The sequence below is a fragment of the Luteimonas sp. e5 genome, from assembly GCF_054031035.1.
This window is the reverse complement of sequence record NZ_JBSTRX010000001.1, coordinates 391,981-406,816: the sequence shown is the minus strand read 5'-3', so window position 1 is coordinate 406,816 and position 14,836 is coordinate 391,981. Positions and strand designations below refer to the sequence as shown.

Annotated in this window: 10 protein-coding genes, 5 tRNA genes and 1 riboswitch; of the genes, 5 read left to right on the top strand and 10 right to left on the bottom strand. The window is 67.0% G+C overall.

The window, feature by feature from the left end:
• Positions 1-27: 27 nt before the first annotated feature.
• The 5 genes from tig to ACW11F_RS01980 all read right to left on the bottom strand — a co-directional run bounded on the left by tig (position 28) and on the right by ACW11F_RS01980 (position 2,392).
• A complete protein-coding gene (gene tig, locus ACW11F_RS02000) occupies positions 28-1,326 on the bottom strand; it encodes a trigger factor (protein WP_456995245.1) in 1,299 nt (432 codons plus the stop codon).
• Positions 1,327-1,952: 626 nt separating this feature from the next.
• Positions 1,953-2,028: transfer RNA gene (locus tag ACW11F_RS01995), tRNA-Lys, on the bottom strand.
• A gap of 67 nt (positions 2,029-2,095) precedes the next feature.
• Positions 2,096-2,172, bottom strand: a tRNA-His gene (locus tag ACW11F_RS01990).
• Positions 2,173-2,213: 41 nt separating this feature from the next.
• Positions 2,214-2,290, bottom strand: a tRNA-Arg gene (locus ACW11F_RS01985).
• A gap of 25 nt (positions 2,291-2,315) precedes the next feature.
• A tRNA-Pro gene (locus ACW11F_RS01980) sits at positions 2,316-2,392 on the bottom strand.
• Between the two features lie 138 nt (positions 2,393-2,530).
• On the opposite strand from ACW11F_RS01980, the gene ACW11F_RS01975 reads away from it, so the two are divergent.
• Positions 2,531-2,615: transfer RNA gene (locus ACW11F_RS01975), tRNA-Leu, on the top strand.
• Between the two features lie 39 nt (positions 2,616-2,654).
• On the opposite strand, the gene mutS is transcribed toward ACW11F_RS01975, so the two are convergent.
• On the bottom strand, positions 2,655-5,237 hold the full coding sequence (mutS, locus tag ACW11F_RS01970) for a DNA mismatch repair protein MutS (RefSeq protein ID WP_456995244.1): 2,583 nt from the start codon (positions 5,235-5,237) through the stop codon (positions 2,655-2,657).
• A gap of 39 nt (positions 5,238-5,276) precedes the next feature.
• Here mutS and ACW11F_RS01965 point away from each other — a divergent pair, with 39 nt between their 5' ends.
• Entirely contained in the window at positions 5,277-5,777 is a 501-nt protein-coding gene (locus ACW11F_RS01965; RefSeq protein WP_456995243.1) for a CinA family protein, read from the top strand.
• 39 nt (positions 5,778-5,816) lie between these two features.
• On the opposite strand, the gene ACW11F_RS01960 is transcribed toward ACW11F_RS01965, so the two are convergent.
• Complete coding sequence (locus ACW11F_RS01960) at positions 5,817-7,061, bottom strand: multidrug effflux MFS transporter (RefSeq protein ID WP_456995242.1); 1,245 nt, start codon at positions 7,059-7,061, stop codon at positions 5,817-5,819.
• A gap of 278 nt (positions 7,062-7,339) precedes the next feature.
• A riboswitch (glycine riboswitch) is annotated at positions 7,340-7,447 on the top strand.
• A 116-nt stretch (positions 7,448-7,563) separates the two neighbouring features.
• On the opposite strand from ACW11F_RS01960, the gene gcvP reads away from it, so the two are divergent.
• A complete protein-coding gene (gene gcvP / locus ACW11F_RS01955; protein ID WP_456995241.1) occupies positions 7,564-10,524 on the top strand; it encodes an aminomethyl-transferring glycine dehydrogenase in 2,961 nt (986 codons plus the stop codon).
• Positions 10,525-11,031: 507 nt separating this feature from the next.
• On the opposite strand, the gene ACW11F_RS01950 is transcribed toward gcvP, so the two are convergent.
• Complete coding sequence (locus ACW11F_RS01950) at positions 11,032-11,532, bottom strand: lipocalin family protein (RefSeq protein WP_456995240.1); 501 nt, start codon at positions 11,530-11,532, stop codon at positions 11,032-11,034.
• A 130-nt stretch (positions 11,533-11,662) separates the two neighbouring features.
• Here ACW11F_RS01950 and ACW11F_RS01945 point away from each other — a divergent pair, with 130 nt between their 5' ends.
• A complete protein-coding gene (locus ACW11F_RS01945; RefSeq protein ID WP_456995865.1) occupies positions 11,663-12,970 on the top strand; it encodes a polyhydroxyalkanoate depolymerase in 1,308 nt (435 codons plus the stop codon).
• A 154-nt stretch (positions 12,971-13,124) separates the two neighbouring features.
• Complete coding sequence (locus ACW11F_RS01940) at positions 13,125-13,346, top strand: hypothetical protein (protein WP_456995239.1); 222 nt, start codon at positions 13,125-13,127, stop codon at positions 13,344-13,346.
• 51 nt (positions 13,347-13,397) lie between these two features.
• Here the strand turns inward: ACW11F_RS01940 and ACW11F_RS01935 are convergent, their stop codons facing one another.
• Both ACW11F_RS01935 and ACW11F_RS01930 read right to left on the bottom strand, forming a co-directional pair.
• Positions 13,398-14,372, bottom strand: coding sequence for a sensor domain-containing protein (locus tag ACW11F_RS01935; protein ID WP_456995238.1), 975 nt, complete (start codon positions 14,370-14,372; stop codon positions 13,398-13,400).
• Complete coding sequence (locus ACW11F_RS01930) at positions 14,369-14,746, bottom strand: PadR family transcriptional regulator (protein WP_456995237.1); 378 nt, start codon at positions 14,744-14,746, stop codon at positions 14,369-14,371. Before ACW11F_RS01930 ends, ACW11F_RS01935 begins: the two co-directional genes overlap by 4 nt.
• Between the last annotated feature and the right edge of the window lie 90 nt (positions 14,747-14,836).

Here is a 14,836-nt window from a genome sequence, read left to right as displayed (position 1 = left end):
GCTTCTCCAGGCGGGGGATGTGATCCGTCACTCGGGACGGATCGCATCCTGGAACGACAGCGGCTGCTCGGTGTGCCGGGCCTGCTCGGCGATCCAGTCGGTCACCTGCTCTTCCATCACCCGGTTCTGCAGCCCGGAAAGGAGTTGGGGGTCGTTGCGGTAAAGTTCAATGACCTGCTCCGGCTCCTCGTAGGTCGAAGCGATCAGGCGCATGGTTTCCATCAAGCGACCGCGATCGAGCTGCAGCTTGTTGCGGCGCGCCACTTCGCCGGTGAACAGGGCGATCAGCACGCGCTTGGCGGCGGCGTCCATGAACTGTTCGGGCTGCGCCTGGATCGTCTGACCCTGCTCGCGCGCCTGCTGCACGGCGTTCTCGGCCATGGCCCGCGCCTCCTGCTCGACCAACTTCGGCGGCATCTGGATTTCACCGTAGTTGGCGATGATCTCCTCGCCCACCGCACGACGCAGACGGAACATCAGCGCGCCCTTCAGCTCGCGCTCGAGATTGCTGCGGATTTCCTCGCGGAACTGCTCCATTTCGCCGCTCTTGACGCCGAAGCTGCGGATGAACTGGTGGTTGACCTCCGGCAGTTCCGGCGCGGCCACCTGCACCGCCTTGAGATTGACCGTGGCGGTCTTGCCGGCCAGCGCTTCGACCGGCCAGTCCGCCGGGAACTCGATGCTGGCGGACTTTTCCTCGCCCGCGCGCAGGCCGACCAGTTCGGTTTCGATCGGTGCGTACAGCATGCCGCTGCCGATCACGCTGGAGCCACGCTCGCTGCCCTCGGTCGGCAGGCGGGTGCCATCGGCCTCGGTCCACATCTCGACCTCGACCAGGTCGCCCTCGGCGGCGGCGCGCTCGACCGGCGACCAGCTGCGGCGCTGCTCGCGCAGGTTCTGGATCATGCGATCGATGTCGGCATCCTCGACGGTCGCGGTATTGCGGGTGACGTTGAGCTTGGCAAGGTCGATCTCGCCGAATTCCGGCACCAGCTCGAAGTCGGCGACATAGGTCAGCTCCCCTTCGTCCTGCTGCTCGCTGGCTTCCTCGATGCGCGGGCTGCCGGCAATCTGGAAAGTCTGATCCTTGAGTGCGTCACCAAAGCCCTCGCGCAGCATGCCGTCGAGGATTTCCGCGCGCACCTGGGCGCCGAAACGCTTCTGGATCACGCTGGTCGGCACCTTGCCCGGGCGGAAGCCCTTGATGCGCGCATCGCGCGCGATTTCGCGCAGGCGCGCGCCGACCTTGCCTTCGAGATCGGCGGAGGGCACGCGGAAGACGACTCGGCGGCCGAGCTCGCCGGTGGATTCGATCGAAACTTGCATGAAAACTCCTGCCACCAGGTACCGCGGTGGGTTGCAACGTGAGATGGATGTCGCGCCCGCCTCGCCGGCGCGAACCGTCGATTTTCACCGATTTCCGCGCCATGCGCCAGCACATGCCGCGTGCGTTCATGCATATCTCGGGGTACGGACCCGGCCTGCCTCCCGCGCCAAAGCACCGATACCGCGAAGCGGGCGAACCGCAGGCTCGAATCCGTGGCAAACGGCATCCCCCGGAAACCGAAAAACCCGGCCTGAGCCGGGTTCGTCAAAAATGGTGGGCCGTCAAGGGTGAGGCCGGACGCCGATGAACCGCAGGTTCATGGCCGGCCGAACGCCATGCGCCCCGCGCATGGCCGGACCCGCGCAGCGGGCGAACCGCAGGTTCGAATCCGTGGCACGCGGCATGCCCGGGAAACGAAAAGCCCGGCCAAAGCCGGGCTTCCGAATGATGGTGGGCCGTCAAGGGTGAGGCCGGACGCCGATGAACCGCAGGTTCATGGCCGGCCGAACGCCATGCGCCCCGCGCATGGCCGGACCCGCGCAGCGGGCGAACCGCAGGTTCGAATCCGTGGCACGCGGCATGCCCGGGAAACGAAAAGCCCGGCCAAAGCCGGGCTTCCGAATGATGGTGGGCCGTCAAGGATTCGAACCTTGGACCTACTGATTAAGAGTCAGCTGCTCTACCAACTGAGCTAACGGCCCGAAGCGGGAAATTGTATCGAGGCCACTGGCCGCTTGGCAATAGCCACGATGCAATCCGCCGAAAAAGTGGGGTGGCTGAGGGGATTCGAACCCCCGACCACTGGAATCACAATCCAGTACTCTAACCAACTGAGCTACAGCCACCACTGAAACCTTGCGTGTTGCGCCCTGCCGCGCGAGCGTAATGGCGCGCCCGGCAGGAATCGAACCTGCAACCACCGGCTTAGAAGGCCGGTGCTCTATCCGATTGAGCTACGGGCGCCCGTGTCGGATTCATGGCGCCGCGGTGGTCGGGGTAGAGGGATTCGAACCCCCGACATCCTGCTCCCAAAGCAGGCGCGCTACCAGACTGCGCTATACCCCGCCGAAGTCGCCGGTTCCGCCGCTGCGTCCGTGGACGCCACGAAGGCCGTGCATTGTCGGACCCCGGCCCTGCTGCTGTCAAACCGGCGGCCTGCCGCAGGCTCATGTACGGCAGCGGCTCTGGCATCATGGCGCCTGCGCGAAAGTGGCGGAATTGGTAGACGCCCTGGATTTAGGTTCCAGTGCCGCAAGGCGTGGGGGTTCGAGTCCCCCCTTTCGCACCACTGCACCGAAGCGACGCGGCGTGCATGCCTCGCACCGGCTCAAACCAGCGATTTGAGCCGATACAGCGCTTCCAGCGCCTGCCGCGGCGTGAGTTCGTCCGGGTCGATCCCGGCCAGCGCCTCCAGCGCCGCACTGGCTGGTGAAAACAGTCCGATCTGCTGCGGTGCGTCCAGCGCTTCTGCAGTAAGTGGCGCGCTCGATCTGGCCTGCCCGCCCTGCTCCAGCTCGGCCAGCCGCGCCTGCGCCGCACGCACCACGCTGCGCGGCAGGCCGGCCAGCGAAGCGACCTGCAGGCCGAAGCTGCGGTTCGCCGGGCCTTCCTTCACCGCATGCATGAACACCAGCGCGTCATCGTGCTCGACCGCATCCAGATGCACGTTGCGGATGCCGCTGCCCGGCTCGGCCAACGCGGTCAGCTCGAAGTAATGGGTGGCAAACAGGGTGTAGCTGCGGTTTTCATGCGCCAGATGGCGCGCGCAGGCATCGGCCAGCGCGAGGCCGTCATAGGTCGAGGTGCCGCGACCGATCTCGTCCATCAACACCAGCGACTGCGCACTGGCATGGTGCAGGATGTAGCTGGTTTCGCTCATCTCGACCATGAAGGTGGACTGCCCGCGGGCGAGATCGTCGCCGGCGCCGATGCGGGTCAGGATGCGGTCGATCGGCCCGATCCGTGCGTGCGTGGCCGGCACGAAGCTGCCGATGTGGGCAAGCAGCACGATCAGCGCGTTCTGCCGCATGTAGGTCGACTTGCCGCCCATGTTCGGGCCGGTGATGACCAGCATGCGGGTGGATTCGTCGAGTTGCAGGTCATTGGGCGTGAACGGCTCATCGCGTACCGCCTCGACCACCGGATGGCGGCCGGCCTCGATCTGCAGGCAAGGCTCCGCGACCAGCCGCGGACGCGACCAGTCCAGCGCGTCGGCGCGCTCGGCGAAGCCGGCCAGCACGTCGAGCTCGGCCAGCGCCGCGGCACAGGCGCGCAACGGCGCGAGTGCCTCGTTCAGCACGTCGAGCACGTCCTCGTACAGCGCCTTCTCGCGCGCCAGTGCGCGTTCGCGCGCGGACAGCACCTTGTCCTCGAACTCCTTGAGCTCCTCGGTGATGTAGCGCTCGGCATTGGCCAGCGTCTGGCGCCGGGTGTAGTGCAGCGGCGCCTTGTCCGCATGCACCTTGCCCATCTCCAGGTAATAGCCGTGCACGCGGTTGTAGCCGACCTTGAGCGTGGGCACGCCGATGGCTTCGCGCTCGCGCGCCTCGAGCTCGACCAGGAACTCGTCGGCATGCGTGGACAGCCGGCGCAGCTCGTCGAGCTCGGCATCGAAACCGGCCGCGATCACCCCGCCATCGCGTGCCAGCAGCGGCGGTTGCTCGATGATCGCGCGTTGCAGGTAATGCGCGGTTTCATCGTGCTCACCGAGTGCTTCAGCCAGTTGCAGCAGGCGCGGCGATTGCGCGCGGCGCACCGCTTCGGCCTGCAGCACGCCGCGCAATTCGGGCAGGCGTCGCAGTGCATCGCGCAGCGTGGACAGGTCGCGCGGGCGCGCACTGCGCAGGGCGATGCGGGTGAGGATGCGTTCGATGTCGCCGAAGCCGCGGAACAGTTCGCGCAGCTCGACATGCGCTTGCCCGGCGAGCAGGGTCGCCACCGCATCCAGTCGCGCCTCGACCACCTCGCGCGTGCGCAACGGGCGATGCAGCCAGCGCCGCAGCAAGCGACCGCCCATCGGCGTGATGGTGGAATCGAGCACGCCGAGCAGGGTGTTGCGGGTATCGCCATCAACGCGCGTATCCAGTTCCAGGTGACGGCGCGTGGCGGCATTCATCGCGATCGCGTCATCGCCGGTTTCCAGCGTGATCGCGGTCAGATGCGGCAATTGCGATTTCTGCGTTTCCTCCACGTAGCCGAGCAGCGCGCCGGCGGCGGCGATGGCCAGCGGCAGGTCCTCGATGCCGAACGCGGACAGGTCATGCAGCTTGAAGAACGCCAGCAATTTGCGCCGCGCCGCATCGCCATCGAACAGCCACGGCGCACGGCGGCGCAGACCGGAGCGCTGTTCGACGAAACCGGGCCAGCCTTCCTCGTCAGCCAGCAGCAGTTCGGCCGGCTCCAGGCGCGCCAGCTCGGCCTCCAGCGCGTCCTCGCCCGCCACCTGGGCAACATGGAAGCGCCCGCCGGCAAGATCCGCCCACGCCAGTCCGTAGCCCTGGCGGCTGCGTGCAAGCGCCATCAACAGGGTGTCGCGGCGATCCTGCAACAGGGCTTCGTCGGTGACCGTGCCCGGCGTCACGATGCGTACCACCTTGCGTTCGACCAAGCCCTTGCTGCTGGCCGGATCGCCGATCTGTTCGCAGATCGCCACCGATTCGCCCAGCGCGATCAGGCGTGCCAGATAACCCTCGCTGGCATGGTGCGGCACTCCGGCCATCGGGATCGGCTGTCCGGCACTCATCCCGCGCTGGGTCAGGGTCAGATCGAGCAGGCGCGCCGCCTTGCGCGCGTCGTCGTAGAACAGCTCGTAGAAATCGCCCATGCGGAAGAACAGCAGCACGTCCGGATGCTCGGCCTTGACGGTGAGGAACTGGCGCATCAGCGGGGTGTGCTGGTCGAGCTGGGACATCCGGGCGAGAATGGCGGCAGGAACCCCCTAGTTTGCCCGATGCCCTGCCCCACCGATACCGAACTTGAAGCGCTGGCCCATGAGGTGGGCGCGCTGCTGTGCGCCGAGCGCGAGATGCTGGTTACCGCCGAGTCGTGCACCGGCGGCTGGATCGCCAAGACCGTGACCGGGATCGCCGGCTCCTCGCAGTGGTTCGACTGCGGCATGGTCGCCTACAGCTACGAGGCCAAGCAGGCCCTGCTCGGCGTGCGCCCGCAGACCCTGGAAGTGCATGGCGCAGTGAGCCGGGAGTGCGTGATGGAGATGGTCTCCGGCGCGCTGGTCAAGTCCGGTGGCACCATCGCCGTGGCGGTGACCGGCATCGCCGGGCCCGGCGGCGGCAGTGAGGACAAACCGGTGGGCACGGTGTGGATCGGCTGGAAGCGGCGCGGCGGCTATACCCGCGCCGAGTTGTTCCGCTTCGACGGCGACCGCGATGCCGTGCGCCGGCAGACCGTGGCCGCGGCGCTGCATGGGGTGCTGCAGGCAAACGGCGCCTGAGCGCGGAGGCCACGCACGCGTTCGACGACGGCGCGCGCGTTACAGCTTGTCCATCGGTTCCAGGCTCACTGCCTCGACGGCATCGGCCGGTGCGCGCCGGGTGCGGTTGTGTTCCCAGCGCCACAGCAACCAGGCCAGCACGCTGAGGCCGCCGGCGGCCGCGGACAGGGCGGACAGGTCATGACTGAGCCAGGGCGAGACCAGCCCCGCCATCCCGGCATTGATCAGCAGGCTGATGAAGGCCTGCATCGACGAGGCCGCACCGCGCGCATGCGGGTACATGTCGAGGATGGCCAGGGTCAGGATCGGGAACACCAGCGCGATGCCGAACGAGTTGAGCGCCACCGGCAGCACTGTGGCCAGCACCCCCGGCGGGTCCACCAGGCCGTGGTATGCGACATTGATCACCGCGGCCACGATGCAGCAGGCAAATCCAAGCCGAACCTGCGCCACCCCGTCCAGACGTCCGGCCAGGCGCCCGGAAGTGAACGCGCCGAGCATCATGCCGGCGATCATCGGGATGAAGAACCAGCCGAAGCCGCCCTCGCCCAGCCGCAGATGATCGAGCACCAACGCCGGCGCCGAAGCGATGTAGAGGAACAATGCGGCGAAATTGACGCTGCCGGCCAGCGCCAGACGCATGAAACGCGTGTGCCGCAGCATCGCGGCATAGCCGCGCAACATCGGCGCCGGCTGCAACGGGCTGCGCGCTGCTGGCGGGTGGGTTTCCGGCAACCGCCACATCACCGCCGCGATCATCGCCAGCGCGTACAGCGCGAGAAACCAGAAGATCGCCGGCCATGCCGCCCAGCGCAGCAACCAGGCGCCCACCAGCGGCGCCACCGCCGGGGCGATGCCGAAAATCATCGATACCTGGCTCATCAGCCGCTGCGCATCGTCGCCGTCGAACACGTCGCGGATCACCGCGCGACCGACGATCAACCCCACGCCTGCGGACAGGCCCTGCAGGATGCGGAAGCCGAGCAGCATCGGCATCGAGGTCGACAGCGCGCAGCCGACCGAGGCCAGCGCGAACACCGCGAGCCCGGCGATGATCACCCGACGCCGCCCCAACGCATCCGACAGCGGGCCGTGCGCCATGCTCATCACCGCATAGGCCAGCAGGTACACGCTGATGGTCTGCTGCATGGCCAGCTTGTCGGCGTTCAACTCCGCCGCGATCTGCGGGAACGCCGGGAACATGGTGTCGATGGTGAACGGCCCGATCATCGCCAGCGTGCCGAGCACCGGCGCCAGGCGGCGTGCCGAGGTCGATGCGCTCATGCGCAACCCTCCGCACCCGGCGCCGCGCATGGATGCGTGCCAGACGAAGCGACGCGCCACGGCGGCATGGCGCGGCGGCCGGGATCGGCACTGGCTTGGGACACGGCGGCTTCCTCGATGAACTGGCGCACGATGATACGGAGCGCGGGTCATGCCGTGCTGAAGGCGGCAGCACGTGGCGGGCGCCGCTATAATCCGCGCTGCGATGGGAGAAGCCGGCCAGCCGGCTGCCGAAGGCGCAACCGCCCGCAATCGCTCAGGCCCCGCACCATCGCAGGCAGCGACATTCTGGAGAGACCGGCGGCCGCAAGGCGCAGTCGGCGCCGAAGGGGCAAGCCGCGCATCACGACGGCGAAACTCTCAGGCAAAAGGACAGAAGGGTGATCGCGGCATGCACTTGATGCATGTCGGCAGCCCGTTCCCTCGCCTCTGGCGTCGGGGCGGGAGTTTCCGCTGCCGCGCTCCGCGCGCGGCACCGCCCCACCCCTCCGGATGCCCCGCCATGACCCAACCCGCCCGCCTCGCCTCGCTCGAACACCACGACGCCTTCATCGAACGCCACATTGGCCCCAATGACGCCGAGATCGCGGCGATGCTGGCCGAGATCGGCCACGACTCGCTGCAATCGATGACCGAGGCGATCGTCCCCGGCAAGATCCGCAACGGCATCTCGCTGGCACTGCCCGAGCCGATCAACGAGGTTGAGGCGCTGGCCCGCATCCGCGCCATCGCCGGCAAGAACAAGGTGCTGCGCAGCTTCATCGGCCAGGGTTATTACGGCACCCACACGCCGAACGTGATTCTGCGCAACATCCTGGAAAACCCGGCCTGGTATACCGCCTACACCCCGTACCAAGCGGAAATCTCGCAGGGCCGCATGGAAGCGCTGATCAACTTCCAGACCATGTGCGCCGAACTGACCGGGATGGAAATCGCCAATGCCTCGCTGCTGGACGAGGCCACCGCCGCGGCCGAGGCGATGACCCTGGCCAAGCGCTCGTCGAAGTCGAAGTCCAACACCTTCCTGGTGTCCGGCGACACCCATCCGCAGACCATCGAAGTGCTGCGCACGCGTGCCGAGCCGTTGGGCCTGAGCATTGCGCTGGCCAATTCCGCCGAGGAGTGGGACGCGGCGATTGCCGAGGGCGATTTCTTCGGCGCGCTGATGTCCTACCCGGCCTCCAGCGGCTGGCTGTTCGACTGGAGCGCTTCGGTCGAGGCGATCCACGGCCACGGCGCGCTGGCGGTGTTCGCGACCGACCTGCTGGCGCTGACCCTGCTGAAGTCGCCGGGCGAGATGGGCGCGGACATCGTCATCGGCAACTCGCAGCGCTTCGGCGTGCCGTTCGGCTTCGGCGGCCCGCATGCCGGCTTCATGGCCTGCCGCGACGCCTTCAAGCGCAACATGCCCGGCCGCCTGATCGGGGTGTCGCTGGATGCCGAGGGCAACAAGGCCTACCGCCTGACCCTGCAGACCCGCGAGCAGCACATCCGCCGCGAGAAGGCCACTTCCAACATCTGCACGGCGCAGGCGCTGCTGGCGATCATGGCCTCGATGTACGCGGTCTACCACGGCCCCGAAGGGCTGAAGCGGATTGCCGGGCGCGTGCACCGGTTGACCGCGATCCTCGCCGCTGGCCTGGCCGAACTGGGCTTCGAGCGCCACCACCACACCGATCGCGGCACCTTCGACACGCTCAGCCTGAAGGTCGGTGCCGACAAGGCCGAGGCGCTGATGGCCCGCGCCGTGGCCCACGGCGTCAACCTGCGCCGCGCTTGGGACGAGTACATCTGCATTTCGCTGGACGAAACCAGCACCCGCGCCGACGTCGAACTGCTGTGGCGCATCTTCGGCGGCGATGACGCCACCCTGCCGTCGGTCGAAGCGCTGGATGGCAGCGCGGCCGAGCTGATTCCGGCGGAGCTGCGCCGCACCTCGGACTTCCTCACCCACCCGGTGTTCAACAGCCATCACAGCGAGCACGAGATGCTGCGCTATATGCGCTCGCTGGCGGACAAGGACCTGGCCATGGATCGCACCATGATCCCGCTGGGCAGCTGCACCATGAAGCTCAACGCCACCGCCGAGATGATCCCGGTGACCTGGCCGGAGTTCTCCAACATCCATCCGCTGGTGCCGGCCGATCAGGCCGAGGGCTACCGCGAACTGATCGCCGGGCTGGAAGCGATGCTGGTCGAATGCACCGGCTATGACGCAGTCAGCCTGCAGCCGAACTCCGGCGCGCAGGGCGAATACGCCGGCCTGCTGGCGATCCGTGCGTACCATGCCTCGCGCGGCGAAGGGCATCGCGACGTGTGTCTGATCCCCGAATCGGCGCATGGCACCAACCCGGCCTCGGCCCAGCTGTGCGGCATGAAGGTCGTCGTGGTGGCCTGCGACCGCAACGGCAACGTCGATGTCGAGGACCTGCGCGCCAAGGCCGAAAAGCACAGCGACAAGCTGGCGGCGATCATGATCACCTACCCCTCCACGCACGGCGTGTTCGAGGAAGCGGTGGTGGAGATCTGCGAGATCGTGCACGCCCACGGCGGCCAGGTGTATACCGACGGCGCCAACATGAACGCGCTGGTCGGCGTGGCCAAGCCCGGCCAGTGGGGTTCGGACGTCTCGCACCTGAACCTGCACAAGACCTTCTGCATCCCGCATGGCGGCGGCGGCCCGGGCGTCGGCCCGTGCGCGGCCAAGGCGCATCTCGCGCCGTTCCTGCCCAAGGGCTTCGCCAATGACGGTGCCGGCGTCAGCACCGAGGGCGTCGGCGGCGGCGCGATGGTCAGCGCATCGACCTACGGCTCGGCCAGCATCCTGCCGATCACCTGGATGTACATCACCCTGATGGGCGCCAGCGGCCTGACCCGCGCCACCCAGGTGGCCCTGCTCAGCGCCAACTACATCGCGCGCAAGCTGGCCCCGCACTACCCGACCCTGTACACCGGCCGCGGCGACATGGTCGCGCACGAGTGCATCCTCGACCTGCGCCCGATCAAGGACGCCACCGGCATCAGCGCCGAGGACGTGGCCAAGCGCCTGATCGACTTCGGCTTCCACGCACCGACCCTGAGCTTCCCGGTCGCCGGCACGCTGATGGTGGAGCCGACCGAGTCCGAGTCCAAGCACGAGCTGGACCGCTTCATCGCCGCGATGGTGCAGATCCGCGAGGAAATCCGCATGGTCGAGGACGGCCGCCTGGACCGCGAGGACAACCCGCTGAAGAACGCCCCGCACACCGCCACCCAGGCCATGGCCGCGGACTGGAACCACGGCTACAGCCGCGAACTGGCGGTGTTCCCACTGGACAGCCTGCGCCGGCAGAAGTACTGGCCGCCGGTGGCCCGTGTGGACAACGTGCACGGCGACAAGAACGTGTTCTGCTCGTGCATCCCGGTGGAGTCGTTCAAGGAAGAGGACGAACCGGAAGCCTTCAGCGAGCCGATGGCCATCTGACCGCCCCGTCGTCAGTGATATGAGTGCAAAACGAAACCCCGCCCAGGCGGGGTTTTCGTTTGCCGGCAGCGGCGGAGCACGGCGGCCGGCATCGCTGCCGACTGTCGCCTTGAGTCAAGCCGCGCGGTGAAAGTGGCGCGACACGTGCACTACCGAAGCGCAAAGCGCACGTGCACGCGGCGAAGCAGCGTCGCCTTGAACGAACTGTCAGACCCGCGCCGAGCTGTGCTGCCAGACAGATGCTATTTCTTGTCCGCGCCCCCGGGCCAGCACGTTGGGCAAGGACCGGGACCGCGATACTTGTGACCACGGCTGCAGGTCTTCCAACCGTTGTTGCTCGAACCCGCCTTCTTGGCGGCGGTCCTCTTCTTCCCGGTTGCCATGATGATGCCCTGGTATGAAACAGCTACGAAGTTGGGCGCGCGATTTCCTTGAGCCGTGCTCTTGAAACGTTGCGAAATGTGTTGCGCCGGGCCTGACACATGATTCAGCCCGATACGGCCTGACTCAGGCGCCGGGCACCGCGCCGCTTTGCTGCGGGCGGATCACGTCGGAAATGTCGTAGCCCTCGCTCTGCGCGATGCCCAGCCAATGCTGAATGCTGGCCTCGTCCAGCTGCGCATCGCGCGCCAGCAGCCACAGGTATTTGCGATCCGGGGTGCCGACCAGGGCGACGTTGTAGCCGGGATCAAGCCCGAGCACCCAGTAGTCACCCTGGGTGAACGGCACCCAGCGCAGTCCCTTGGGCATGAAGCTCACGCTGAGCCTGGCATTGCTGGCATCCAGCGCGGTGGCCTCGCCCTCAGCATCCTCGTACTCGCCATCCTCGTTGAGGCAGCGGTTGAGCACGCGGATCTTGCCGTTGTCCTTGAGCTCGTAGGTCGCGGTGAGGTCGCGCGCATCGCGATCCTCGTGCCGGATCGGCTTGCGCGCGATTTCGTACCAGGTGCCGAGATAGCGCTGCAGGTCGACGTGTTCGACGGTGGCGGGTTCGGAAGACGGGTTCATCGGACAGGGTTCCGTATGCGGGACTGCCAAACTACCCGGCTCCGCGTCTCGGATTCGTGACTGCGTTTCACGCGCCGACCCGGCGGACAAGGTATGCTGCATCGCAGCATCCACTCTTGGAATCCTCATGCTGCTTTACCAGATGCACGAAAACGCCCGCGCCTGGATGGCGCCGCTGACCTATTGGTCCGAAGCCGTGGCGCGCATGTACACCGCCAAAGGCAGCTGGCTCTCCAGCCTGCCCGGCGCACAGCGCATCGCGGCCGGCCACGAACTGCTGTACCGCATCGGCAAGGATTACGAAAAGCCGAAGTTCGGCATCCACGAGATCGAGGTCGAAGGCCTCAACATCCCGGTGGTCAAGCGCGTGGCCCTGGAAAAGCCGTTCTGCCGCCTGCTGCGCTTCAAGCGCTACCACGACCAGGCCGATGGCCTGGCCGGGATGAAGGACGACCCCACGGTATTGATCGTGGCGCCGCTTTCCGGCCATCACAGCACCTTGTTGCGCGATACCGTGCGCACCATGCTGCGCGACCACAAGGTGTACCTCACCGACTGGACCGATGCGCGCATGGTGCCGAAGGAAGCAGGCCGCTTCGACCTGGCCGACTATGTCGCCTACATCGAGGAGTTCATCCGCCACATCGGTGCGGAAAAGCTGCACATCGTCAGCGTATGCCAGCCCACCGTGCCGGTGCTGGCCGCGGTCAGCCTGATGGCGGCTCGTGGCGAGCCGACCCCGCGCAGCCTGACCATGATGGGCGGGCCGATCGATGCGCGCGAGTCGCCGACCCAGGTCAACAACCTGGCGATGCGTCGCCCGCTGTCGTGGTTCGAGCAGAACCTGATCCACGTCGTGCCCGGCAACTACCCCGGACGCGGTCGCCGCGTGTACCCGGGCTTCCTGCAGCACATGGGCTTTGTCGCGATGAATCCCGAACGGCATGCGATGTCGCACTGGGACTTCTACAAGGACCTGGTCAAGGGCGATCAGGAAACCGCCGCCTCGCACCGCCGCTTCTACGACGAATACAACGCGGTGCTGGACATGCCGGCCGAGTACTACCTCGAAACCGTGCGCACCGTGTTCCAGGACTACCTGCTGCCGCGTGGCGAATGGGACGTGCGCGGCGAGCGCGTGGATCCGGCCGCCATCCGCGATACCGCGCTGCTGACCGTCGAAGGCGAACTGGACGACATTTCCGGACCGGGCCAGACGCGCGCCGCGCTGGACATGTGCCGCAACGTGCCCGCGGCACGCAAGCAGCACGTGGAAGTGGCCGGCGCCGGGCATTACGGCATATTCAGCGGACGCCGCTGGCGCAACGTGGTGTATCCGCAGATACGCGACTTCATCGCGGCGCACGACGCCGAAGAGGCGGCCAGCAAGGCGTCACCGCGCCCGCGCAAACGCCGTACGCCAGCGAAGGGCCGCTGAGGCGATTCGCAGCACCTGCCCCACGGACGACAGGAGCGACGCCGCGCGTCAGTCTTCGACCTGAATCGGGGCCGGCGGACATGGCGGTGGTTCGGCACGGGTCTTGCTTGCAAGTCTTGTTGTCTTCCACCCCACCCTTGCAAAGGAGTTGTCCATGTCCGCCAAGCGCATCCTGTTCAAGATCACCGACGCCGCCGGCAAGCCGGTCGCCGGGGCCAAGGTGAAAGCCACCGACTGCTGGGAACTCGACAGCAATGCCGATGGTCTTGCCATGTTCCTGATCGACAGCGAAGAGTTCACCGTGACCGTGAACGGCAAGGAGGTCTACAGCGGCACGCTGGCGGATGCTCCGGGCGAGATCGAACTCAAGGTCTGAGCCCTCTCCACGCAGGCGCGACGGCATCACGCATGCCGTCGCCATGCCGCGTCAGGCAGCGGGCGCAAGCGCCCGGGTGCGAACCAGCAACTGCTTGGCCAGTGCGCCATGTGCCTTTCCCACCACGCGTGCCAGGTGCATGGTCAGCGTCAGCGCCAGGAAGCCAGCCAGCATCACCAGCGGCGTGGCCAATGGATGCTGCCCGATCAGGTCGCGGCTGCCGCCCAGATCGATCATCACCGGCACGCCGAACAGGCGCAGGATCGGCCCGAACAGCAGGCCCAGCGACACGGACAGACCGGTCACCGCCACGCTGAAATACACGATGCCCAGCGGCAGCATCAGCACGAAGTAGAAGAACGTGCCCCAGGTGCGCGGATCAGCGAACATTCCGGCGATGCGACGCAACAGCGGCTGGTCGTGGTCGACATACGGGCTGCGACGCGGCATGCGCTCACCCAGCAGGGTTTCGATCAGCCGGCCTTCGACCAGCGCCAGCACCCGGCTGGCACCGACGAAGAGCACGATGAACGGCAGGCCGATGATCAGGATCGCCAGTCCGATGCCCAGCGAGAACCCGGTCACCGTCCAGGTGAAGAAGAAGATCCCGCTGGCCAGCGCCAGCAGCATGTAGAACAGTGCCCCGTAGCTGCGCGGATCGGTGAACACGCCGAATACCTGGCGCCGGACGGAATCCTGCCCGTGCGCCTGCCCGCCACCTCCGTCCCTCGCCTCCTGCCGCTGCCTTGCCTGCGCCACGAGCGGGGCCTGCGCCTGCAATGCGGATTGCACCGTGGCCTCGGTTTTTCGATAGATGTCGGCAACCTCGACCGGTGCGCCATACGTGCCGGCCACCTCGGCGATGACCTCGGCCTCGCTGCGCTCCGGATGCGCAGCCAGTTCGGCATGCAGGTATTCCTCGGCATCACACAACGCGTCCTGGATCATTGCCGGATCCGCGCCCTCCAGTGCACGGCGCAGGTGCTGCAGGTATTCGGCAATCGTCGCCGGCAGTTCACGGGTCATGGCAATTCCCCTTTGAGGATGGTGTCGATGGAGTCGCGCGTTTCCGTCCACGCATCGCGCCACTGGCGCAGGATGGATGCGCCCTGTGGCGTCATCCGGTAGTAGCGTCGCGGCGGACCGCTTTCGGATGGCGCCATGAAGCTCTGCAGCAGCCCCGCCGCCTCCAGGTTGCGCAATACCGGGTACAGCGCACTCTGCTTGCCGGCCAGCACGCCGCCGGCCTGCTCCAGCGCCTTGGCGATCTGGTAGCCATACATCGCCTCGCGACTGCGCTCGACCACCGCCAGCAAGGCCAGCGCGACGGTACCGGCGGACAGCTCCTTGCGGAACTTGCGCAGCAACGGGTCTTCGTCGATGGGAGGTGATGTCGCCATGGATCACATGCTATTATTCATTTCGATATAGTGCATGTGCCACTAGTCATTGCCGGCATGCCGGGCGCGCTATGCTTTGCCGCGACCCGT

Bases quoted from the DNA above. Each gene is read 5' to 3' on its own strand.
- tig (WP_456995245.1), bottom strand. From the start codon at position 1,326: ATGCAAGTTTCGATCGAATCCACCGGCGAGCTCGGCCGCCGAGTCGTC.
- mutS (WP_456995244.1), bottom strand. From the start codon at position 5,237: ATGTCCCAGCTCGACCAGCACACCCCGCTGATGCGCCAGTTCCTCACC.
- ACW11F_RS01965 (WP_456995243.1), top strand. From the start codon at position 5,277: ATGCCCTGCCCCACCGATACCGAACTTGAAGCGCTGGCCCATGAGGTG.
- ACW11F_RS01960 (WP_456995242.1), bottom strand. From the start codon at position 7,061: ATGAGCGCATCGACCTCGGCACGCCGCCTGGCGCCGGTGCTCGGCACG.
- gcvP (WP_456995241.1), top strand. From the start codon at position 7,564: ATGACCCAACCCGCCCGCCTCGCCTCGCTCGAACACCACGACGCCTTC.
- ACW11F_RS01950 (WP_456995240.1), bottom strand. From the start codon at position 11,532: ATGAACCCGTCTTCCGAACCCGCCACCGTCGAACACGTCGACCTGCAG.
- ACW11F_RS01940 (WP_456995239.1), top strand. From the start codon at position 13,125: ATGTCCGCCAAGCGCATCCTGTTCAAGATCACCGACGCCGCCGGCAAG.
- ACW11F_RS01935 (WP_456995238.1), bottom strand. From the start codon at position 14,372: ATGACCCGTGAACTGCCGGCGACGATTGCCGAATACCTGCAGCACCTG.
- ACW11F_RS01930 (WP_456995237.1), bottom strand. From the start codon at position 14,746: ATGGCGACATCACCTCCCATCGACGAAGACCCGTTGCTGCGCAAGTTC.